Raw genomic sequence first — 20,763 nt, forward strand, 5'->3', positions numbered from 1 at the left:
CTTGAGCGCCCAAATCGACCGATTCGTGCATGACCGCCTGCCACCGGCAGAGCAGTTGCCCACGTTCCGCTACGACCTGCCGGAACTGCAGTTGCCCGACCAGTTGAACCTGGTCGAGGAGCTGCTCGACAAGGCCGCGTCCAAGGGCTTCGGCGACCTGCCCATGCTGCGCTCGCCGACCCGCACGCTGAGCTACGCGCAAGCGGCGGTCGAGGCGAATCGGATCGCGCAGGTGCTGGTCGAAGATCTCGGCCTCGTGCCCGGCAACCGCGTGCTGCTGCGCGGCGGCAACTCGGTGTCGATGGCGCTAGCCTGGCTCGCGGTGGTCAAGGCGGGGTTGATCGCCGTCGCCACGATGCCGCTGCTGCGCGCCAAGGAGCTCGAAGAAATCATCGACAAGGCGGAGCCTGCGGCGGCTCTGTGCGACGGCCGCTTGCTGGCCGAACTGGAGACGGCGCGCGCCGGCCATCCGGTGCTGAAGGCGGTGCTGGCCTTCAACCAACCCGACAACGCCGACTCGCTCGAAGTGCGCGCCGCGGCGAAAAGCGGCATCTTCCCAGCCTGTCCGACGGCGGCCGACGACATTGCGCTGCTGGCCTTCACCTCCGGCACTACGGGCAAGCCCAAGGCGCCCGTCACCACCCATCGCGACGTGCTCGCGATGTGCGAAACCTGGCCGCGCCATGTGCTCAAGGCGCGCAGCGACGACATCGTCATCGGCTCGCCGCCGCTGGCCTTCACCTTCGGGCTCGGCGGCCTGCTGGTGTACCCGATGTGGGCCGGCTCCTCGGTCTATTTCCCCGATGCCGGCTACACGCCCGAAGGCATGGTCAAGGTGATCAACGAGATCGGCGCGACCATCTGCTACACCGCACCCACCTTCTACCGCCAGATGGCGCCGTTCGCCCGGCAGCACGGCGTGCCGAGCCTGCGCATCAGCGTGAGCGCCGGCGAGGCCTTGCCCGACGCAACCCGCCAGCTCTGGAAGGAGGCCACCGGCATCGAGATGCTCGACGGCATCGGCGGCACCGAGGTGTTCCACATCTACATCTCGGCGGCCGGCGATGACATCCGGCGAGGCTCCATCGGCAAGGCCGTGCCGGGCTTCACCGCGAAGGTGGTGGATGAACAAGGCGACGAGGTGCCGCGCGGCACCGTGGGCAAGTTGGCGATCATCGGGCCGGTCGGCTGCCGCTACCTCGACGACGCGCGCCAGACCGACTACGTGAAGAACGGCTGGAACTACCCGGGCGATGCCTTCGTGCAGGACGAAGACGGCTACTTTTTCTACCAGGCGCGCGCCGACGACATGATCGTATCGGCCGGCTACAACATCGGCGGCCCCGAAGTCGAGGACGCGCTGCTGCGTCATCCCGCAGTCGCCGAGTGCGGGGTGATCGGCAAGCCCGACGAAGAGCGCGGCATGGTGGTGAAGGCCTTCTGCGTGCTCAAGCCGGGCCACACCGGCGATGCCGTGCTGGTGAAGGCGCTGCAAGACCACGTGAAAGCCAGCATCGCACCCTACAAATACCCGCGCGAGATCGAATTCGTGGCCGCACTGCCCCGCACCGAAACCGGCAAGCTCCAACGCTTCAAATTAAGGACAAATCCATGATGCAGTTTCTGCAACCGCCCGGCTGGCTGCCGCCCAAGGGCTATGCCAATGGCATCGCGACCCGCGGCACCCAGGTGTTCGTCGGCGGCCAGATCGGCTGGAACGCGCAGCAGCAGTTCGAGTCGGACGATTTCATCGCGCAGACCGGCCAGGCCTTGCGCAACATCGTCGAAGTGCTGCGCGAAGCCGGTGCCGGGCCCGAGCACATGGTGCGGATGACCTGGTACATCACAGACCGCGACGAGTACAACGCGCGCCTTGGCGAACTCGGCCCGGTGTATCGCGAGGCCATGGGCCGCAACTTTCCGGCAATGACCTGCGTGCAGGTCGCAAAGCTGGTGGAGTCGCGCGCCAAGGTCGAGATCGAGGTGACGGCCGTTATTCCCGACTGAGAAAGAAAACGACCGCCAAAGAAAAAAGGCCCTGTTCGAAAACAGGGCCTTTTAATTTGGTTGCGCGAGCAAGATTTGAACTTGCGACCTTTGGGTTATGAGCCCAACGAGCTACCAGGCTGCTCCATCGCGCGGCAAGATGGAATTATAGCTTATTCAGCGGCGCTCTGCTCGGCAGATGCGTCTTCTTTCACTTCGGGACGGTCGACCAATTCGACCAGCGCCATCGGCGCGTTGTCGCCCACGCGGAAACCCATTTTCAGGATGCGCGTGTAGCCGCCCGGACGCGTGTTGTAGCGCGGGCCCAGCACGTTGAACAGCTTGACCACGCTGTCGCGATCGCGCAGGCGGTCGAAGGCCAGGCGCTTGTTGGCGACCGTCGGCTTCTTGGCCAGGGTGATCATCGGCTCGACCACACGGCGCAATTCCTTGGCCTTGGGGACGGTGGTCTTGATGACTTCATGCTCGATGAGCGAGTTCATCATGTTCTGCAGCATCGCGAGGCGGTGCGAGCTGGTGCGGTTGAGTTTGCGGAGTCCGTGACCGTGACGCATGGTGATTTCCTTTTGAGGTTTTTAATAAAGGCAGCCGTGTCAGGTACTGCCCTTTGCGGTTGACCGCTTCGGTTGATTAACGCTTGTCGAGGCCGGCCGGCGGCCAGCTTTCGAGCTTCATGCCCAAGGTGAGGCCGCGCGAGGCGAGCACTTCCTTGATTTCGTTGAGCGACTTGCGACCCAGGTTCGGGGTCTTGAGCAGCTCGTTCTCGGTGCGCTGGATCAGGTCACCGATGTAGTAGATGTTTTCGGCCTTCAGGCAGTTGGCCGAACGCACGGTCAGTTCGAGTTCGTCGACAGGGCGCAGCAGGATCGGGTCGAACTGTTGCGCGCTGCGCGGTGCCGGCGCGTCGAACGCGGCGAGTTCGCCACCTTCGAGCTGGGCAAACACAGCCAGTTGCTCGACCAGGATCTTGGCCGAAGCGCGCACGGCGTCTTCGGCGGTGATCGCGCCGTTGGTTTCGATTTCGACCAGCAGCTTGTCGAGGTCGGTGCGTTGTTCGACACGGGCGCTTTCGACCGTGTAGCTCACGCGCTTGACCGGCGAGAACGAAGCGTCGAGGACGATGCGGCCAATCGACTTGGTCGGCTCGTCGGCGTAGCGGCGCATCGTGCCGGGCACATAGCCGCGACCCTTTTCAACCTTGATCTGCATGTCGAGCTTGCCGCCTTGCGACAGGTGCGCGATCACGTGGTCGGGGTTGATGATCTCGACGTCGTGCGGGGTCTGGATGTCCGACGCCAGCACCGGGCCTTCGCCGTCCTTGCGCAGGCTCAGCGTGACTTCATCGCGGTTGTGGAGCTTGAACACCACGCCCTTGAGGTTCAGCAGGATGTTGACGACATCTTCCTGCACGCCGTCGATCGACGAGTACTCGTGGAGCACGCCGGCGATCGTGACTTCGGTGGCCGAGTAGCCCACCATCGACGACAGCAGAACGCGACGCAGCGCGTTGCCGAGCGTGTGGCCATAGCCGCGCTCGAAGGGTTCGAGCGTGACCTTGGCCTTGTTGGCGGCGAGTTGCTCGACCTGGATGGTCTTGGGTTTCAGCAGGGTGGTTTGCATGCAGACTTCCTCTCAATACCCCCGGTTCGTTACACCGGTAAGGCTGGTGAAGTGCCCTGCGCGGTGCAGCGCGGAGGGAACAAAAAAAATCAAGGACGAGGCCGCGCAGCAGCCTCGTTTTCTTCCATGTACTCGCGTTAACGCGAGTACAGCTCCACGATCAGCGATTCGTTGATGTCGGCGGCGAATTCGTCGCGATCCGGCACCTTCTTGAACACGCCTTCGCCCTTGTCGGCGTTCACTTCCACCCAGGCCGGCATGCCGACTTGTGCGGCCAGTTGCAGCGCCTCGGCAATCCGGGTCTGCTTCTTCGACTTGTCGCGCACGGCGATCACGTCGCCGGTCTTGACCAGGTACGACGGGATGTTGACCGACTTGCCGTTGACCGTGATCGCCTTGTGCGACACGAGCTGGCGTGCCTCGGCGCGGGTCGAGCCGAAGCCCATGCGGTACACCACGTTGTCGAGGCGTGCCTCGAGGATGAACAGCAGGTTGGCGCCGGTGTTGCCGCGACGGCGATCGGCTTCCTCGAAGTAGCGGCGGAACTGCTTTTCGAGCACGCCGTACATGCGCTTGACCTTCTGCTTTTCACGCAGTTGCAGGCCGAAGTCGGAGGTGCGCTGACCCGAGGTGCGACCGTGCTGGCCGGGCTTGGAGTCGAACTTGGCCTTGTCCTGGATGGAGCGACGGGCGCTCTTGAGGAACAGGTCGGTGCCTTCGCGGCGGGAAAGTTTGGCCTTGGGGCCGAGGTAGCGTGCCACTTGATCTTCCTTTGTGTCATCTGCCGCGGGGAGAACCTGCGGGAGCCATCAGCGGCGTGCCGATGGCGGTGGGCTTGTTGAAAAAACAAAATGCGCAGCCGCTGTGAAGCAGGCTGCGCCGGGCGTTGTCGCTTTAGATGCGACGACGCTTTTGCGGACGGCAGCCGTTGTGCGGAACTGGCGTCACGTCGGCGATCGAGTTGATGCGGATGCCGAGTGCGGCGAGTGCGCGCACCGACGATTCGCGACCCGGGCCGGGGCCCTTGATCTCGACATCGAGGTTCTTGATGCCCTGTTCCACGGCAGCACGACCGGCGACTTCCGAAGCGACCTGCGCTGCGAAGGGCGTCGACTTGCGCGAACCCTTGAAGCCCTGGCCACCCGACGAAGCCCACGACAGGGCGTTGCCCTGGCGATCGGTGATCGTGATGATGGTGTTGTTGAACGAGGCATGCACGTGGGCGATACCGTCCGCAACGTTCTTGCGAACCTTCTTGCGAACGCGCTGTGCGGCGTTATTGGCAGGAGCTTTAGCCATGCTGGTCTATCCTTATTTCTTCAGGGACTGCGCAGCCTTGCGCGGACCCTTGCGGGTACGGGCATTGGTGCGCGTGCGCTGGCCGCGCATCGGCAGGCCACGACGGTGGCGGAAGCCGCGGTAGCAGCCGATGTCCATCAAACGCTTGATGTTCATCGTCGTTTCGCGACGCAGGTCACCTTCGATCGTGAAGAGCGCGATCTGGTCGCGGATCTTCTCGAGATCGGCGTCGGTCAGATCCTTGATCTTCTTCGAATAGTCGATGCCAGTCGCTTCGCAGATCTTGCGAGCGCGGGTGCGACCGATGCCGAAAATGGCGGTCAGGCCGATCTCAGCGTGCTTGTGCGGCGGAATGTTGATGCCAGCGATACGTGCCATGTGCGTCCTCTAATACTCTCGAATCAACCCTGGCGCTGCTTATGGCGCGGGTCGGTACAGATCACTCGCACCACACCCTTGCGGCGGATGACCTTGCAATTGCGACAAATGGTTTTGACCGAAGCCGAAACTCTCATTTCATTCTCCTAGAACTGTTCTCGTTAACCTGGACTACGACGTCTTGAAGTTGGCCTTCTTCAGCAGCGACTCGTACTGCTGGGACATCATGTAGTTCTGCACTTGGGCCATGAAGTCCATGGTCACCACAACGATGATCAAGAGCGAGGTGCCGCCGAAATAGAACGGCACGTTGTACTTGAGGATCAGGAACTCTGGCAGCAGGCAGACGAAGGTGATGTACACCGCGCCAGCCAACGTCAGGCGAACCAGGATCTTGTCGATGTAGCGCGCGGTCTGGTCACCCGGACGAATGCCCGGAATGAACGCACCGCTCTTCTTCAGGTTGTCGGCCGTTTCCTTGCTGTTGAACACAAGGGCCGTATAGAAGAAGCAGAAAAAGACGATGGCCGCTGCATACAGCAGCACGTAGATCGGCTGGCCCGGCGTCAGTGCACCTGCGATGTCCTTGATCCAGCGCACGCTGTCGCCGGTGCTGAACCAGCCGACCACGGTCGCCGGCAGCAGGATGATCGACGAGGCGAAGATCGGCGGAATCACACCGGCCATGTTGAGCTTCAGGGGCAGATGCGACGACTGGCCGCCATAGACCTTGTTGCCCACCTGGCGCCGCGCGTAATTCACGAGAATCTTGCGCTGGCCGCGTTCCACGAACACCACGAAGTAGGTCACCAGCACCACCGTCGCCACGATGAACAGTGCAACCAGCACGTTCATGGCGCCGGTGCGAACCAGCTCGAGCAGGCCGCCGATGGCATTGGGAAGACCCGCCGCGATGCCTGCGAAGATCAGGATCGAGATGCCGTTGCCGAGACCGCGTTCGGTGATCTGCTCACCCAGCCACATCAGGAACATCGAACCGGCCGTGAGGCTGATCATGGCCGTGATGCGGAAGCCGAAGCCGGGCGTGATCACCAGGCCTGCCGACGATTCGAGCGCCACGGCGATGCTGAACGACTGGAACAAAGCAAGACCCAGGGCGCCATAGCGCGTGTACTGCGTGATCTTGCGACGACCGGCCTCGCCTTCCTTCTTCAATTGCTCGAAGGAGGGCAGCACGTAGGTCATCAACTGCATGATGATCGACGCGGAGATGTACGGCATGATGCCCAACGCGAACACGGTGAAGCGCGACAGCGCGCCGCCCGAAAACATGTTGAACAGACTCAGGATGCCGCCCTGCTGCCCCTGGAACAGCTGCGCCAGCTGATCCGGGTTGATGCCCGGAACAGGAATGTGCGCGCCGATGCGATAGACCACGAGCGCGAGCAGCAAGAAGACCAGCCGGCGACGGAGGTCACCGAACTTGCCTGTCTTTGCGAGCGTTGCCGCGTTGGTTGCCACTACAGCCTTCTTTCCGGTGCCGGGTTCAGGCGACGCTGCCGCCAGCGGCTTCGATCGCGGCCTTGGCGCCGGCGGTCGCGCCGATGCCCGTCAGCTTGACGGCCTTGGTCAGTTCACCGGTCTTGATGACCTTGACGACCTTGGCGATCTGGCCGACGAGGCCAGCTTGCTTCAGTGCCAGCAGGTCGACTTCGGCCAGGCCGAGGGCTTCCAGCGCGGTCAACGTGACTTCGGCGTTGTACTTGAGCAGCTGCGACTTGAAGCCGCGCTTCGGCAGGCGACGTTGCAAAGGCATTTGACCGCCTTCGAAACCCACCTTGTGGAAACCACCCGCGCGCGACTTCTGGCCCTTGTGACCGCGACCTGCCGTCTTGCCGATGCCGGAGCCGATACCGCGACCGACACGGCGCTTGTAATGCTTGGCGCCGTCCGCCGGCTTGATGCCATTGAGTTCCATATCAGTCTCTCTTACAGAACTTTGACCAGATAACTGATCTTGTTGATCATGCCGCGCACGGCGGGCGTGTCCTGCAGCTCGCTCACGCTGTTGAGCTTGCGCAGGCCCAGGCCGCGCACCGTGGCGCGATGTGCTTCCTTGGTGCCGATCGGGCTCTTGACCAGTTGCACCTTGAGCGTTTGTTGTTGCGTCGTCATTCCGATGCTCCAGTTCAGGCGAAGAGTTCTTCGACCGTCAGGCCGCGCTTGGCAGCGACGGCAGAGGCGGTGGTCGAATTCTTCAGGCCGTCCAGCGTGGCACGAACCATGTTGTAGGGGTTCGACGAACCATGGCTCTTGGCCACGATGTCGGTGATGCCCAGCACTTCGAACACGGCGCGCATCGGGCCGCCGGCGATGATGCCGGTACCCTTCGGGGCCGGGATCATGACGACCGAAGCGGCGCCATGGTGGCCGGTCACGCGGTGGTGCAGCGTGCCGTTCTTGATCGAGATCTTGAACAGGTTGCGGCGGGCTTCTTCCATGGCCTTCTGCACGGCTGCCGGCACTTCTTTCGACTTGCCCTTGCCCATGCCGACCTTGCCGTCGCCGTCACCGACCACGGTGAGTGCTGCGAAACCGAGGATACGACCACCCTTCACCACCTTGGTGACGCGGTTGATCGCGATCATCTTCTCGCGCAGACCGTCTTCCGGTCCTTCGTTCTGCGTTCTTGCCTGAATCTTTGCCATTTTGAATTCCTGAGCGTTCGGTTAGAACTGCAGACCGGCTTCGCGGGCCGCATCGGCCAGCGCCTTGACGCGGCCGTGGTACGCAAAACCTGCGCGGTCGAAAGCAACCTTGTCGACGCCGGCTGCCTTGGCCTTTTCGGCGATGCGCTTGCCGATCAGCGTGGCGGCGGCGGCATTGCCACCCTTGCCAGACGCGCCGAGCGAGCTGCGCACTTCGGCTTCGGCCGTCGAGGCCGTGGCCAGCACCTTGGCGCCGTCGCCGGAGATGACGGTGGCGTAGATGTGCAGGTTGGTGCGGTTCACCGTGAGACGGGCCACGCCCTGGGTCGCGATGCGGATGCGGGTCTGGCGCGAGCGGCGCAGACGTTGTGCTTTTTTGGTCAACATCATTTTGCTGCCCCTTACTTCTTCTTGGTCTCTTTGATCACGATCTTTTCGTCCGAATAACGGATGCCCTTGCCCTTGTAAGGCTCAGGCGGACGAACAGCGCGAATCTCGGCGGCGATCTGGCCGACGCGTTGACGGTCTGCACCCTTGATCACGACTTCTGTCGGGGTCGGGGTTGCCACCGTAATGCCTTGCGGCATGTCGATGTTGACGGGGTGCGAGTAGCCCACCGTGAGGTTGAGCTTGGCGCCTTGCGCCTGGGCCTTGTAGCCCACGCCGACGAGGTTGAGCTTCTTCTCGAAGCCCTTGGTCACGCCGACCACCATGTTGTTGACCAGCTGGCGCAGCGTGCCGCTCATCGCGTTGGCTTCACGCGATTCGTTGGCGGGCTCGAAGCTCAGCTTGCCATCCTTGTTGACGACGTTGACCAGAACGTTGCGGGTCAGCGCGAGCGTGCCGCCCGTGCCCTTCACGTTGATCTGGTCGTCCTTGATCGACACATCCACACCTGCGGGGATGGCGACCGGCATTTTTCCGACTCGGGACATTTTCAGTGACTCCTCAATGTCTCGGTTAGGCGACGTAGCACAGCACTTCGCCACCGACACCGGTAGCGCGCGCCTTGCGGTCGGTCATCACGCCTTGCGGCGTGGTCACGATCGCAACGCCAAGGCCGTTCTGCACTTGCGGAATCGCGGTGCTGCCCTTGTAGACGCGCAGGCCGGGGCGGCTCACGCGTTCGATGCGTTCGATCACCGGGCGACCGGCGTAGTACTTCAGTGCGATTTCGAGTTCGGACTTGCCAGCTTCGGTCTTGACCTGGAAGCTGTCGATGTAGCCCTCGTCTTTCAGCACCTGTGCGATTGCGATCTTCACCTTGGAAGACGGAACCGACACGGTGGGCTTCGCCACCATCTGCGCGTTACGGATACGCGTCAGCAGGTCGGCAATAGGATCACTCATGCTCATGTTGTTTGCTCCTGCCTGGCTTACCAGCTGGCCTTGGTGACACCGGGGATGTCACCAGCGAAAGCCAGTTCGCGGATCTTGGCGCGGGCCAGACCGAACTGACGGAAGGTGCCACGCGGGCGACCGGTGATGGCGCAACGGTTGCGCTGACGGGTCGGGTTCGCGTTGCGCGGGAGCTTTTGCAGGCCCAGACGGGCAGCCGCACGCTCTTCGTCGCTCTTCTTCGCGTCGTTGGCGATCGCCTTGAGTTCGGCGTGCTTCGCAGCGTACTTGGCGACCAGGTTGTCGCGCTTGAGTTCGCGCTGGATCAATGATGCTTTAGCCATGGTCGCCTCAGTTCTTGAACGGGAAACGGAAGCCGGCGAGAAGCGCTTTGGCTTCTTCGTCGTTCTTGGCCGTCGTCGTGATGCTGATGTTGAGACCGCGCAGGGCATCAACCTTGTCGTATTCGATCTCGGGGAAAATGATCTGCTCTTTCACGCCGATGTTGTAGTTGCCGCGGCCATCGAAGGCACGGCCAGAGATCCCGCGGAAGTCGCGCACGCGCGGCAGGGCCACGGTCACGAAACGGTCCAGGAACTCGTACATCTGCACGCCGCGCAGCGTGACCATGCAGCCGATCGGCTGTTGCTCACGGATCTTGAAGCCGGCGATGGCCTTCTTCGACTTGGTGACGACCGGCTTCTGGCCGGCGATCTTGGTCAGGTCGCCGACGGCGTTGTCGAGCACCTTCTTGTCGGCAACCGCCTCACCCACACCCATGTTGAGCGTGATCTTGGTGATGCGCGGAACCTGCATCGGCGACTTGTAGCCGAACTTTTCGGTCAGGTCTTTCGCGATTTTCTCGCGGTAGATTTGTTGGAGACGTGCCATGTGAGTACTCCTTAGGCCAGCTTGATTTCTTCGCCGCTGGACTTGAAGACGCGCACGCGCTTGCCGTCCGTGACCTTGATGCCCACGCGATCGGCCTTGCCGGTCGCGGCATTGAAGATCGCCACGTTCGATTGGTGAATCGGCATGGTCTTCTCGACGATGCCACCAGTCGTACCCTTGAGCGGGTTCGGCTTGGCGTGCTTCTTGACGATGTTGATGCCGTCGACGATCAGGTGGGCGTCATCCTTGCGCAGCGACACAGTGCCGCGCTTGCCCTTGTCACGACCGGCCAACACGATGACCTGGTCGCCTTTGCGAATCTTGTTCATGGCGTTGTTGTCCTCAGAGAACTTCGGGGGCCAGCGACACGATCTTCATGAACTTTTCGGTGCGCAGCTCGCGCGTCACCGGTCCGAAGATGCGGGTGCCGATCGGCTCCAGCTTGGCATTGAGCAGAACGGCGGCATTGCCGTCGAACTTGACGAGCGACCCATCGGCGCGACGGATGCCCTTGGCGGTGCGAACCACCACGGCGCTGTAGATCTCGCCCTTTTTGACGCGACCACGCGGCGCACATTCCTTGATGCTCACCTTGATGACGTCGCCCACGCTGGCATAACGCCGCTTGGAGCCACCGAGCACCTTGATGCACAGGACGGATTTCGCGCCTGTGTTGTCGGCCACTTCGAGCCGGGATTCAGTCTGGATCATTGTTCGTAGTTCCCAACTTGTACCGATGCAGGCCCGAAATGGGTCTGCCGCAGTCAGTCTTGGGCCCGTCGTCCGCACCCCAAACCACTTGGGGCACATCCGTCTGGGCGGAAAGCCTCGCCTTTTTGAAGCGAAGCCCGCGATTGTTGCACGTGATCCCTGGCCTGTCAACACGCCTCCTTCGGCGCGTTCGTTTCGGCCTAGACTCGCGGCGTGCCGAAGCTCCCAGCCCCTCCGTTGCCGACACGCCGCCGCCTGCTGCTGGGTGGCGCAGCGGCGCTGGCCAGCGCGTTGGGCGGCTGCAACAGTCCGCTGCCGGCTGCGTCCGGCGGCGGTCGACAGCGGCTGCACTTGCTCGGCGAAGCCAGGCTGCCGCACCGCCTGGCTTTCAGGGGCACCCAGGTCGGCGGACTGTCAGGCATCGACTACGACAACGACAAAGGTGAGTACTTGCTTCTGTCAGACGATCGGTCGGATATGGCACCGGCTCGTTTCTACACGGCACGCTGGGCATTTGGCGCCATCCCGGAATTGAGCGAAGTCACATCGTTGCGCCAGGCCGACGGCACCACCTGGGCGCCCAGGCGCCAAGCCCGCGAGGGCGTGCCAGTGCCGGATCCCGAAGCGCTGCGGTTGCGACCGGACACGGGCTCGATCCTCTGGACATCCGAAGGCGACGAGGCGCGCGGCTTCGGCCCCGCGCTGTATGAAAGCCGGCGCGACGGCAGCCTGCTGCGCCAGTTCGAACTGCCCGCCATGTTCGAGCCGTCGCGCGAGCGCCGGCGCGGCGCGCGCGACAACCTGGGTTTCGAAGGCCTGGCGCTGACGCCCGACAACCGCCATTGCTGGCTCGCGATGGAAAACGCGCTGGCGCAGGACGGCGCCGTCCCGAGCGTTGACTCGGCGGGCGGGCCCTGCCGCTTCACGCGGGTCGAGCTGTCCAGCGGACGTGCGGTGGGCCAGATTGCCTATCAGCCCGATCGCATTCCGATGCGGCCCCTGCTGACGGGCACATATGCCGACAACGGCGTGAGCGAGATACTGATGCTCGACGCGCACCGCATGCTGGTGCTGGAGCGCGCCTACGCAACCGGTGTCGGCAACTCGCTGCGCCTCTACGAGATCGACACGCGCGACGCGACCGACACGCTGGCGCTCGACGCCCTCACGCCCGGCAACCACCGCGCAGCCACCAAGACGCTGGTGGCCGACTTCGCGACGCTCGGCCTCTCGCGCCTGGACAACACCGAAGGCATGTGCTGGGGCCCGCCTCTGCCCGATGGCCAGCGCGTGCTGGTGGTGGTGAGCGACGACAATTTCAACCCGCTGCAAGTCACCCAGTTCGCCGCCTTCGCATTCACCGACCGACCATGACCATCACTGCCACCTCCCTGCCGCGCCCCGACGGCGCCCCCCTGCCCCCGATCGGCTTCATCGGTGGCGGCAACATGGCCAGCGCGATCCTCGGCGGGCTGATCCGCCAAGGCGTGCCCGCGGCCGCCTTCGAGGTGGTCGAACCCTTTGCCGAAGCCCGCGAGCGGTTGGCACACGATTTCGGCATCGCGGCGCAGCCCCAGGGCAGCGCTGCGCTGGCACGCTGCGAGGTATTGGTCTGGGCGGTCAAGCCGCAGACTTTTGCCGAAGCCGCCCAGCCCGTGCGCGCCCATGCCGGCAGCGCGCTGCACCTGAGCGTGGCGGCCGGCATTCCCTCGGACAGCATCGCTCGCTGGCTCGCCAGCGAGCGCATCGTGCGTGCCATGCCCAACACGCCCGCGCTGGTCGGCCAGGGCATGACCGGGCTGTTCGCACGGCCGGACGTCGACGCGGCCGATCGCGCGCTGGTCGGGCAGCTGCTCGCACCGACCGGCGAACTGCTCTGGGTCGATGCCGAGTCCGCGCTCGACGCAGTGACGGCGATGTCCGGCTCGGGCCCGGCCTACGTCTTCTATTTCATCGAGGCGATGACCGAAGCCGGCGTCGAGATGGGCCTCACGCCCGACCAGGCCCAGCGGCTGGCCATCGGCACCTTCACCGGCGCCTCGGCGCTGGCGCACAGCGCGACCGAGCCGCCCTCGGTGCTGCGCGAGCGCGTGACCTCCAAGGGCGGTACCACCTACGCGGCCATCACCTCGCTCGAAGGCGCGGACGTCAAGACCCAGTTCAAAACCGCCATTCGCGCAGCGCAGAAGCGCGCCGCCGAACTGGGCGAGGAATTCGGGCGCGGCTGAACCCGTTCAGGCGGCGAGCGCGCGCGGCCCGAGAAAGAACAGCCACTCGGCGGCCAGCGTGACGGTGCCGTCCTCGAGTTCGAGCAGCACCTCTTCCTTCAGCAAAAAGCTGTCTTCCGCCTTGGGCGTCACGCCGAGGATGCGCACCCGCGCCCGGAAGCGCGCGCCGACCGGCATCGGCTTGACGAAGCGCAGGCGGTCGAAGCCGTAGTTCAGCGCGTGGTTCGTGTCGAAGGGCAGCAGCGTGCGCATGGCCTCGCCGGTCAATCGGATCAGGTGCGAGACCTGGAAGAAGCCCGGCACGATCGTGCCGCCGTAGTTCGCCTCGCGCGCCGCGCGCTCCGGGTCGAGATGAATCCACTCGCCTTCACCATCGCCCGACAGCACCGCGTAGCGGTCGACCATCTCCTGCGTGATGAGATGCCATTCGGACAGGCCCTCCTGGCCGATCTTCTGCGTCAGGCGGTCGAGCATGCGCACCCCTTCAACGAATCGCGTAGCCGGCCACGACGCCGACGAACACCGTGAAACCCAGCCAATGGTTCAATCGGAAAGCCTTGAAGCAACCATCGCGGGTTCGCTCACGGATCAACCGCCAGTGCCAGATCGCCTGCCCCGCAGCAATGGCGATCCCCACAAAGAACAGTACGCCGAGCGATCGGCTCGCGCCGGCCCAGGTCCAGACCGCCAGGAAGATCGCGTAGCTCAGCATCACGGCCGCCACATCGAAGCGGCCGAAGGTGATGGCCGAGGTCTTCATGCCGATCTTGAGGTCGTCGTCGCGGTCGACCATCGCGTATTCCGTGTCGTAGGCCAGCACCCAGAACAGGTTGCCAGCCAACAGCCAGGCCGCAAACACCGGCACGTTGGACTGCACCGCCGCAAAGGCCATCGGAATGCCGAAGCTGAAGGCAATGCCCAGCACCGCTTGCGGGATCGACACGAAGCGCTTGGCGAACGGGTAGACCAGCGTGATGGCCAATGCCACGAACGACCAGAGCACCGTCACGCGGTTGGTGGTGAGCACCAGCCCGAAGGCCAGCAACGCCAACACCGCACCGAGCGCCAGCGCCTCCTTGACCGAAATCGCACCGCTGGTCACGGGCCGCTGGGCGGTGCGCTTCACGTGGCGGTCGAAATCGCGGTCGGCCACGTCGTTGACGCAGCAGCCCGCGCTGCGCATGAGGAAGGTGCCGAGCGTGAACACCACGACCAGGTGCCAGCCCGGCCACCCATCGGCCGCGAACCAGAGCGCGCCCAGCGTAGGCCAGAGCAGCAGCAGCCAGCCCGCAGGGCGATTCCAGCGGATCAGGTCGAGGTAGGGGGCCCACCCCCGTTGCTTGCTCACTTCGTGTAGCCGCCTCCCCCCTCAAGGGGGCAACGCCAGCGGCCCGGCAAAGCCGGTTCCGCGGCGTTTCGCGCACGAAACATACGCTTCAATCTTCCAGCAGCGAGCGCAGCATCCAGGCGGTTTGGTCGTGCACCGTGCAGCGCGCCGTCAGCATGTCGGCCGTTGGATCGTCGCCCGCTTCTTCGGCCACCGGAATGAACTCGCGCGCGATGCGCGAGACCGTTTCGTGGCCCTTGACCAGGATGCGCACCATCTCCATCGCCTTGGGCGGGTTCTGCGGCACGTCGGGCACGGTGGCGATCTTGCTGAACTCGGCGTACGAACCCGGTGCGTAGTGGCCCAGCGCGCGGATGCGCTCGGCGAGCACGTCGGTCGAGCCCCAGAGCTCGGTGTACTGGTTCATGAACATCGCATGCAGCGAGTTGAAGTGCGGGCCGGTCACGTTCCAGTGGAAGTTGTGCGTGGTGAGGTAGAGCGTGTAGGTGTCTGCCAGCACGCGGCTCAGGCCTTCCGCAATGGCCGCGCGATCCTGGCGGTCGATGCCGATGTTGATGATGGGCGCATTGCGGCTGCCCGACTCGTGCGCCACCACCGTGCCGCCCTTTGCAGGCACCTTGCCCGCGCCAGCAGCAGGGGCGGCCGTGATCGGCGACTTGGATTTCTTCGGCGACTTGGGGCTTGCCTTGGGCATGGATGACGTCCTTTGAAGTAGATAGCGGAGAAGGAGAAACTGTAGAAGCCGCGCGGCGGCTTCGCAACAGCCGCACTCTATCGCAGCGATGGCCGCAACCGGTGCACCGGCGCGTAGGCCGGCGGCGCAACTTGCGGCTAGGACAGCCGCGTCACGCCCGGCAACTCGCAGGCGTAGATCGCGTTGCGCAGCGCGGCTATCGCCTCGTAGCGCGTGAAGCTGCGGCGCCATGCCAGCACCACGCGCCGGGTCGGCGGCTCGCGGCCCTGCGCGTCGGCGATCGGCAGGTAGCGCACGATCTGTTCGGGCTCCTTGCCACGGCCTTTGAGCCGGGGCACCAGCGCGTCGGCGGGAACGGACAACCGCGGCACCAGCGTCACCCCCATGCCGGCCGCCACCATGTGCTTGATGGTTTCGAGCGACGAGCCTTCGAAGCTCTTGCGGATGCCCTCGGCATTGCTTGAGAAACGCGCGAACTCGGGGCAAACCTCGAGCACGTGGTCACGAAAGCAGTGGCCGGTGCCGAGTAGCAGCATGGTCTCGTTCTTGAGCTCGTCCGATGTGACCGAATCGCGCGCGGCCAGCGGATGGCTCGCCGGCACCACGGCCATGAAAGGCTCGTCGTAGAGCTGTGCCATGGCAAGGCCGGTGTCCGGAAAGGGCTCGGCCATGACGGCGCAGTCGATCTCGCCGGCCCGCAGCATCTCCAGCAGCTTGGCCGTGAAGTTCTCCTGCAGCACCAGCGGCATCTGCGGCGTGCGCGCGATGTTCTGGCGCACCAGGTCGGGCAACAGGTAAGGGCCGATGGTGTAGATCACGCCGAGGTTCAACGGCCCCGCCAGCGGATCCTTGCCGCGCTTGGCGATTTCCTTGATGGCAGCGGCCTGGTCGAGCACCGTCTGTGCCTGCTGCACGATCTGCTCGCCGAGCGGCGTGACGGTGACCTCGCCCGCACTGCGCTCGAACAGCTTGAGTTCGAGCTCTTCTTCCAGTTTCTTGATCGCCACCGACAGGGTGGGTTGCGAGACGTAACAGGCCTCGGCCGCCTTGCCGAAATGCCGTTCGCGGGCGACGGCAACGATGTATTTGAGTTCGGTCAGGGTCATAGCTTGCGTCAATTATGCGCAAGGACTGCCCGGGGCGTGGCGCCGTGCCGGCGCAGATGCGCTCAGGCCTTGAGGTATTCGGCCTTGCTGCCGAGCCAGCGATCGACGTGCTTTTGCGCCAGATCGGGATGAAGGCCGAGCATCTGGGGCGCGAGTTCGCGCGCCCAGTCGAGCAACAACGCATCGGCCTCCAGATCGGCAAAGCGCAGCAGTGGTGCGCCCGACTGCCGGGCGCCCAGGAACTCCCCGGGCCCGCGGATTTCCAGGTCGCGCCGCGCAATCTCGAAACCGTCGCCGGTTTCAACCATGGCCCTGAGCCGCGCGCGCGCCGTCTCGCCGACGCGGCCGCCCTCGTTCGGCGCATACAGCAGCACACAGGCCGACGCGGCCGCGCCGCGCCCCACGCGCCCGCGCAACTGGTGCAGTTGAGACAGACCGAAGCGCTCGGCATGCTCGATCACCATCAGCGAGGCATTCGGCACGTCGACACCGACCTCGATCACCGTGGTGCTGACCAGCACCTGCAGCGTGCCGGCCGTGAAGCCCGCCATCACCGCCTGCTTTTCGGCCGTGGGCATGCGCGAGTGCAGCAGGCCGACGCTGACCTTGTCGCCCAGCGTCCCGGCAAGTTCGTCGCGCGTCTCGGTCGCGTTGCGCAGGTCCACCGCCTCGCTCTCTTCGATCAGCGGGCACACCCAGTACACCTGCCGCCCCTGCGCGAGCTGGGCCTGGATGCGTCCGATCACCTCGTCGCGCCGATGCTCGGCCACGAGTTTGGTGACGATCGGCGTGCGGCCGGGCGGCAGCTCGTCGAGCGTCGATACATCGAGATCGGCGTAGTAGCTCATCGCCAGCGTGCGCGGGATCGGCGTGGCGCTCATCATCAGCAGGTGCGGCTCGAGCCCTTGCGTTGCTTTTCCGCGCAACGCCAGGCGCTGCGCCACGCCGAAGCGATGCTGCTCGTCGATGATCGCCAGCGCGAGGTGCTTGAAGCGCACCTTCTCCGAGATCACCGCATGCGTGCCGATGACGAGCGCCGCTTCGCCGCTTTCGACGGCGGCGGCCATCCCGTCGCGCTCCTTCTTCTTCTGGCTGCCGGTGAGCCAGGCCACGCGCAATCCGCGCTCGGCCAGCAATGGGTCGAGCCAGCCGACCAGCTTGGCAAAGTGCTGCGAAGCGAGGATCTCGGTGGGTGCCATCAGCGCGCACTGGTGGCCGGCGTCGATGCAGAGCGCGGCCGCCAGCGCCGCGACCACGGTCTTGCCGGAGCCGACGTCGCCCTGCAGCAGCCGGTGCATCGGGATCGGGCGCATGAGGTCTTTGCCAATTTCCTCGCCCACGCGGGCCTGCGCACCGGTCAGCGCGAATGGCAGCACGGCCATCAGCTGTGAATGCAGCGTCTGCGATGTGCGTGCCGGGCTCAGCACCGGTGCGCGTTGCGCCGCCCGTTCGCGCCGCGCCTGCAGTTGCGAGAGCTGCTGCGCCAGCAGTTCCTCGGCCTTGAGCCGCTGCCAGGCCGGATGGCTGCGATCCTCGAGCGTGACCATGGCGGCGTCGGGTGTCGGGTAGTGCAGGAACGAGAGCGCATCGCGCAGGCTCCATGCGCCGCGCGGCAGGTGCTGGCTGGGAATGGTTTCGTCCAGCACGGCCCGCGCGAGGCCCGCGCGCACTTCACGTCGCAGCACCGGCTGCGCCAGCCCCGCGATGGTCGAATAGACCGGCGTGAGTGCCAGCGGCAGCGCGATGCCGGCGCTCTTGACGCTGGGCTGCATGATCTGCCGGCCCAGAAAACCGCCCTTCATTTCGCCTCGCACGCGCACCCGCGCGCCGACTTCGAGCTGCTTTTGCTGCGAGGGGTAGAAGTTGAAGAAGCGCAGGATGCAGGTGTCGCTGCCATCGTCCAGCGTCACCAGCAACTGGCGGCGCGGCCTGAACGTGACTTCGCTCGCCACCACCACGCCTTCGACCTGCGCCAGATCGCCGTCGCGCGTGTCGACCAGCCGCACGATGCGGGTTTCGTCTTCGTAGCGCATCGGCAGGTAGAGCGCAAAGTCGATGTCGCGCAGCAGCCCCAGCTTGCGCAGCGCGCGCTGGGTCGCGCTCAGGCCCGAACCGGGTGGCGGCGCGCCGGCGCGCACCAGCGCTGGGAACGCGGACGCAGCAGGAGAGATGTCGGCCATCGGACGATTCTGCCTTGGCATGGGACAATCGCCGCCTTCTCTTGGAACGGGTCTGTCCGGCCCTCAAGCATGTCTGCCTTCACCCTCTCCGATTTCGATTTCGCCCTGCCCGCCGACCTGGTGGCGCAACACCCCGCCGCGGAGCGCACCTCGTCGCGGCTGCTCGATGGCACCGGCCCGGTGCCGGTCGACCGCATCTTCAAGACCTTGCCCTCGCTGCTGCGCGCCGGCGATCTGCTGGTGTTCAACGACACGCGCGTGGTCAAGGCGCGCCTGTTCGGCGAAAAGCCGACCGGCGGCAAGCTCGAACTGCTGGTCGAGCGCGTGCTGACCGGATCCGAAGTCGTATGCCACATGAAGGTCAGCAAGAAGCCGCTGGTCGGCACCGTGCTGCAGATGGTCGGCGGCTTTCGCGCCACCCTGCTCGGTCGCTGGCCCGACGCGAACGGTGCGCTGTTCCTTTTCGCCTTCGAAAGCGATGCCGGCGAAGACCCCTATGCGCTGATGAGCCGCCACGGCCATGTGCCGCTGCCGCCCTACATCGAACACACCGACTCGGCCGAAGACGAAAGCCGCTACCAGACCGTGTTCGCACGCGTGCCGGGGGCGGTGGCCGCGCCGACGGCGGCGCTGCATTTCGACGAGGCGCTGCTGGCAGCGCTCGACGCGCGCGGCGTGCAACGCGCCAACGTCACGCTGCACGTCGGTGCCGGCACCTTCCAGCCGGTGAAAACCGAGAACATCGCCGAGCACCAGATGCATGCGGAGCGCTACGAGGTGCCCGCCGCTACGCAGCAGGCGATCGCCGACTGCAAGGCGCGCGGCGGCCGCGTCGTCGCCATCGGCACCACCACGGTTCGCACGCTCGAATCGTGGGCGCAAAGCGGCGAGGCCAGCGGCGATACGCGCATCTTCATCACGCCGGGCTTCGCGTTCACGCACGTCGACCTGCTCGTGACCAACTTCCACCTGCCCAAGAGCACGCTGATGATGCTGGTGAGCGCCTTCGCCGGCTACGAGCGGGTGATGGCGCTCTATGCCCATGCGATCCACGCGCGCTACCGCTTCTTCAGCTACGGCGACGCAATGCTGCTCGAGCGAACCCTTTGAACACCATGCTGCACTTCGAACTTCTCACTACCGACCCCGACAGCCACGCGCGCCGCGGCACGCTCACGCTGAACCATGGCCCGGTGCAGACGCCGATCTTCATGCCGGTCGGCACCTACGGCACGGTCAAGGGCGTGATGCCGCGCAGCCTCGAGGAGATGGGCGCGCAGATCATTCTGGGCAACACCTTCCACCTGTGGATGCGGCCGGGCCTCGACGTGATGGCGAGCTTCGGCGGACTGCACGGCTTCGAGAAGTGGAACAAGCCGATCCTCACCGACTCCGGCGGCTTCCAGGTCTGGTCGCTCGGAGCCATGCGCAAGATCAGCGAGGAAGGCGTCAAGTTCGCGTCCCCGGTGAACGGCGACAAGCTGTTCCTCACGCCCGAGGTCTCGATGCAGATCCAGACCATCCTCAACAGCGACATCGTCATGCAGTTCGACGAGTGCACGCCCTACGACACCGACGGCCACATCACGACCGAAGACGAGGCGCGCACATCGATGGAGCTGAGCCTGCGCTGGGCGAAGCGCTGCCAGACCGAGTTCGCGCGGCTCGATAACCCGAACGCGCTGTTCGGCATCGTGCAGGGCGGCATGTTCGAGAACCTGCGTGAAGAATCGCTCGCGCAGCTGGTCGAGATGGACTTTCCGGGCTATGCAATTGGCGGCGTCAGCGTCGGCGAGCCGAAGGCCCAGATGCTGCACATCATGGGCCACACGCCGCACCGGCTGCCGGCCCACAAGCCGCGCTACCTCATGGGCGTCGGCACGCCCGAAGACCTGGTGCAAGGCGTGGCCGACGGCGTCGACATGTTCGACTGCGTGATGCCGACGCGCAATGCGCGCAACGGCACGATCTTCACGCGCTACGGCGACCTCAAGCTGCGCAATGCACGCCACAAGAGCGACCCGCAACCACTCGATCCGAGCTGCACCTGCCATGCGTGTGCCGGCACGTCGGGGGTGTCATGGAACGACGGCGGCCGCGAGGGTTTCAGCCGCGCCTACATGCACCATCTGGATCGCTGCGGCGAGATGCTGGGGCCGATGCTCTGCACCATCCACAATCTGCACTACTACCTGAACCTGATGGCAGAAATTCGCGCGGCGCTCGAGGCCGGCATGTTCAGCGCGTTCCGCGCGAGCTTCAAGGCCGAGCGCGCACGCGGGGTGTAGCAACGA

28 protein-coding genes and 1 tRNA gene are annotated in these 20,763 nt (G+C 64.9%); 6 read left to right on the top strand and 23 right to left on the bottom strand.

From position 1 onward, the window contains the following. Window position 1: 1 nt before the first annotated feature. The gene (locus QTI05_RS06620; protein WP_286623527.1) at window positions 2-1,615 is read left to right on the top strand and encodes an AMP-binding protein; all 1,614 of its coding nucleotides are present in this window, start codon (window positions 2-4) and stop codon (window positions 1,613-1,615) included. Then, on the top strand, window positions 1,612-2,007 hold the full coding sequence (locus tag QTI05_RS06625; RefSeq protein ID WP_286541257.1) for a RidA family protein: 396 nt from the start codon (window positions 1,612-1,614) through the stop codon (window positions 2,005-2,007). The genes QTI05_RS06620 and QTI05_RS06625 overlap by 4 nt, the downstream gene beginning before the upstream one ends. 57 nt (window positions 2,008-2,064) lie before the next feature. Here the strand turns inward: QTI05_RS06625 and QTI05_RS06630 are convergent. From QTI05_RS06630 to rplN, 18 genes are all read right to left on the bottom strand, one after another. Further along, window positions 2,065-2,141, bottom strand: a tRNA-Met gene (locus QTI05_RS06630). An 18-nt stretch (window positions 2,142-2,159) separates the two neighbouring features. Beyond that, on the bottom strand, window positions 2,160-2,561 hold the full coding sequence (rplQ, locus tag QTI05_RS06635) for a 50S ribosomal protein L17 (protein WP_286541256.1): 402 nt from the start codon (window positions 2,559-2,561) through the stop codon (window positions 2,160-2,162). A gap of 76 nt (window positions 2,562-2,637) precedes the next feature. Further along, complete coding sequence (locus QTI05_RS06640; protein WP_009124827.1) at window positions 2,638-3,627, bottom strand: DNA-directed RNA polymerase subunit alpha; 990 nt, start codon at window positions 3,625-3,627, stop codon at window positions 2,638-2,640. Window positions 3,628-3,764: 137 nt separating this feature from the next. Continuing rightward, window positions 3,765-4,388: a 30S ribosomal protein S4 gene (gene rpsD, locus QTI05_RS06645; protein WP_286541254.1), complete on the bottom strand. Its 624-nt coding sequence runs from the start codon at window positions 4,386-4,388 to the stop codon at window positions 3,765-3,767. A gap of 133 nt (window positions 4,389-4,521) precedes the next feature. Next, window positions 4,522-4,926, bottom strand: a complete 405-nt coding sequence (gene rpsK, locus QTI05_RS06650; RefSeq protein WP_009124825.1) for a 30S ribosomal protein S11 — start codon at window positions 4,924-4,926, stop codon at window positions 4,522-4,524. 12 nt (window positions 4,927-4,938) lie between these two features. Continuing rightward, window positions 4,939-5,304, bottom strand: a complete 366-nt coding sequence (gene rpsM, locus QTI05_RS06655; protein ID WP_286541252.1) for a 30S ribosomal protein S13 — start codon at window positions 5,302-5,304, stop codon at window positions 4,939-4,941. A 23-nt stretch (window positions 5,305-5,327) separates the two neighbouring features. Continuing rightward, window positions 5,328-5,441, bottom strand: coding sequence for a 50S ribosomal protein L36 (gene rpmJ / locus QTI05_RS06660; RefSeq protein ID WP_013544106.1), 114 nt, complete (start codon window positions 5,439-5,441; stop codon window positions 5,328-5,330). Window positions 5,442-5,475: 34 nt separating this feature from the next. Further along, window positions 5,476-6,786, bottom strand: coding sequence for a preprotein translocase subunit SecY (secY, locus tag QTI05_RS06665; protein WP_286623529.1), 1,311 nt, complete (start codon window positions 6,784-6,786; stop codon window positions 5,476-5,478). 25 nt (window positions 6,787-6,811) lie between these two features. Then, window positions 6,812-7,243 (bottom strand): 50S ribosomal protein L15, encoded by a 432-nt coding sequence (gene rplO, locus QTI05_RS06670; RefSeq protein ID WP_286541249.1) that lies wholly within the window; start codon window positions 7,241-7,243, stop codon window positions 6,812-6,814. A gap of 11 nt (window positions 7,244-7,254) precedes the next feature. Next, window positions 7,255-7,440: a 50S ribosomal protein L30 gene (gene rpmD, locus QTI05_RS06675; protein ID WP_286541247.1), complete on the bottom strand. Its 186-nt coding sequence runs from the start codon at window positions 7,438-7,440 to the stop codon at window positions 7,255-7,257. A 14-nt stretch (window positions 7,441-7,454) separates the two neighbouring features. Further along, a complete protein-coding gene (gene rpsE / locus QTI05_RS06680) occupies window positions 7,455-7,973 on the bottom strand; it encodes a 30S ribosomal protein S5 (RefSeq protein WP_140840889.1) in 519 nt (172 codons plus the stop codon). 21 nt (window positions 7,974-7,994) lie between these two features. Continuing rightward, a complete protein-coding gene (gene rplR, locus QTI05_RS06685) occupies window positions 7,995-8,360 on the bottom strand; it encodes a 50S ribosomal protein L18 (RefSeq protein WP_286541500.1) in 366 nt (121 codons plus the stop codon). 14 nt (window positions 8,361-8,374) lie between these two features. Then, window positions 8,375-8,908, bottom strand: a complete 534-nt coding sequence (gene rplF / locus QTI05_RS06690) for a 50S ribosomal protein L6 (RefSeq protein ID WP_286541245.1) — start codon at window positions 8,906-8,908, stop codon at window positions 8,375-8,377. 25 nt (window positions 8,909-8,933) lie between these two features. Next, window positions 8,934-9,329 carry a 30S ribosomal protein S8 gene (gene rpsH, locus QTI05_RS06695; RefSeq protein WP_286541244.1) on the bottom strand — a complete coding sequence of 132 codons (396 nt, stop codon included), beginning with the start codon at window positions 9,327-9,329 and terminating at the stop codon, window positions 8,934-8,936. A 20-nt stretch (window positions 9,330-9,349) separates the two neighbouring features. Beyond that, window positions 9,350-9,655, bottom strand: coding sequence for a 30S ribosomal protein S14 (gene rpsN / locus QTI05_RS06700; RefSeq protein ID WP_286541243.1), 306 nt, complete (start codon window positions 9,653-9,655; stop codon window positions 9,350-9,352). 7 nt (window positions 9,656-9,662) lie between these two features. Next, window positions 9,663-10,202: a 50S ribosomal protein L5 gene (gene rplE, locus QTI05_RS06705; RefSeq protein WP_286541241.1), complete on the bottom strand. Its 540-nt coding sequence runs from the start codon at window positions 10,200-10,202 to the stop codon at window positions 9,663-9,665. A gap of 11 nt (window positions 10,203-10,213) precedes the next feature. Next, window positions 10,214-10,531 carry a 50S ribosomal protein L24 gene (gene rplX / locus QTI05_RS06710; RefSeq protein WP_286541240.1) on the bottom strand — a complete coding sequence of 106 codons (318 nt, stop codon included), beginning with the start codon at window positions 10,529-10,531 and terminating at the stop codon, window positions 10,214-10,216. A 13-nt stretch (window positions 10,532-10,544) separates the two neighbouring features. Further along, complete coding sequence (rplN, locus tag QTI05_RS06715; protein WP_068630284.1) at window positions 10,545-10,913, bottom strand: 50S ribosomal protein L14; 369 nt, start codon at window positions 10,911-10,913, stop codon at window positions 10,545-10,547. Window positions 10,914-11,126: 213 nt separating this feature from the next. Here rplN and QTI05_RS06720 point away from each other — a divergent pair, with 213 nt between their 5' ends. Together QTI05_RS06720 and proC are read left to right on the top strand one after the other, a co-directional pair. Further along, window positions 11,127-12,287: an esterase-like activity of phytase family protein gene (locus tag QTI05_RS06720; RefSeq protein WP_286657793.1), complete on the top strand. Its 1,161-nt coding sequence runs from the start codon at window positions 11,127-11,129 to the stop codon at window positions 12,285-12,287. Continuing rightward, on the top strand, window positions 12,284-13,141 hold the full coding sequence (proC, locus tag QTI05_RS06725) for a pyrroline-5-carboxylate reductase (protein ID WP_286623532.1): 858 nt from the start codon (window positions 12,284-12,286) through the stop codon (window positions 13,139-13,141). The genes QTI05_RS06720 and proC overlap by 4 nt, the downstream gene beginning before the upstream one ends. A 6-nt stretch (window positions 13,142-13,147) precedes the next feature. Here proC and QTI05_RS06730 read toward each other — a convergent pair whose 3' ends face one another. From QTI05_RS06730 to recG, 5 genes are all read right to left on the bottom strand, one after another. Further along, window positions 13,148-13,615, bottom strand: coding sequence for a MaoC/PaaZ C-terminal domain-containing protein (locus tag QTI05_RS06730; RefSeq protein ID WP_286541233.1), 468 nt, complete (start codon window positions 13,613-13,615; stop codon window positions 13,148-13,150). Between the two features lie 10 nt (window positions 13,616-13,625). Next, window positions 13,626-14,489, bottom strand: a complete 864-nt coding sequence (ubiA, locus tag QTI05_RS06735; protein ID WP_286623534.1) for a 4-hydroxybenzoate octaprenyltransferase — start codon at window positions 14,487-14,489, stop codon at window positions 13,626-13,628. A gap of 88 nt (window positions 14,490-14,577) precedes the next feature. Then, window positions 14,578-15,183: a Dps family protein gene (locus tag QTI05_RS06740; RefSeq protein WP_286541229.1), complete on the bottom strand. Its 606-nt coding sequence runs from the start codon at window positions 15,181-15,183 to the stop codon at window positions 14,578-14,580. A gap of 137 nt (window positions 15,184-15,320) precedes the next feature. Then, complete coding sequence (locus QTI05_RS06745) at window positions 15,321-16,289, bottom strand: hydrogen peroxide-inducible genes activator (RefSeq protein WP_286541228.1); 969 nt, start codon at window positions 16,287-16,289, stop codon at window positions 15,321-15,323. A 62-nt stretch (window positions 16,290-16,351) separates the two neighbouring features. Next, on the bottom strand, window positions 16,352-18,469 hold the full coding sequence (gene recG / locus QTI05_RS06750; protein WP_286623536.1) for an ATP-dependent DNA helicase RecG: 2,118 nt from the start codon (window positions 18,467-18,469) through the stop codon (window positions 16,352-16,354). 69 nt (window positions 18,470-18,538) lie between these two features. On the opposite strand from recG, the gene queA reads away from it, so the two are divergent. Continuing rightward, the gene (gene queA / locus QTI05_RS06755) at window positions 18,539-19,579 is read left to right on the top strand and encodes a tRNA preQ1(34) S-adenosylmethionine ribosyltransferase-isomerase QueA (RefSeq protein ID WP_286541224.1); all 1,041 of its coding nucleotides are present in this window, start codon (window positions 18,539-18,541) and stop codon (window positions 19,577-19,579) included. Window positions 19,580-19,584: 5 nt separating this feature from the next. Continuing rightward, window positions 19,585-20,757 (top strand): tRNA guanosine(34) transglycosylase Tgt, encoded by a 1,173-nt coding sequence (tgt, locus tag QTI05_RS06760; protein WP_286623537.1) that lies wholly within the window; start codon window positions 19,585-19,587, stop codon window positions 20,755-20,757. Window positions 20,758-20,763: the final 6 nt, after the last annotated feature.

This window comes from Variovorax fucosicus, assembly GCF_030316825.1.
In the GTDB taxonomy this organism is placed as follows: Bacteria; Pseudomonadota; Gammaproteobacteria; order Burkholderiales; family Burkholderiaceae_C; genus Variovorax; species Variovorax fucosicus.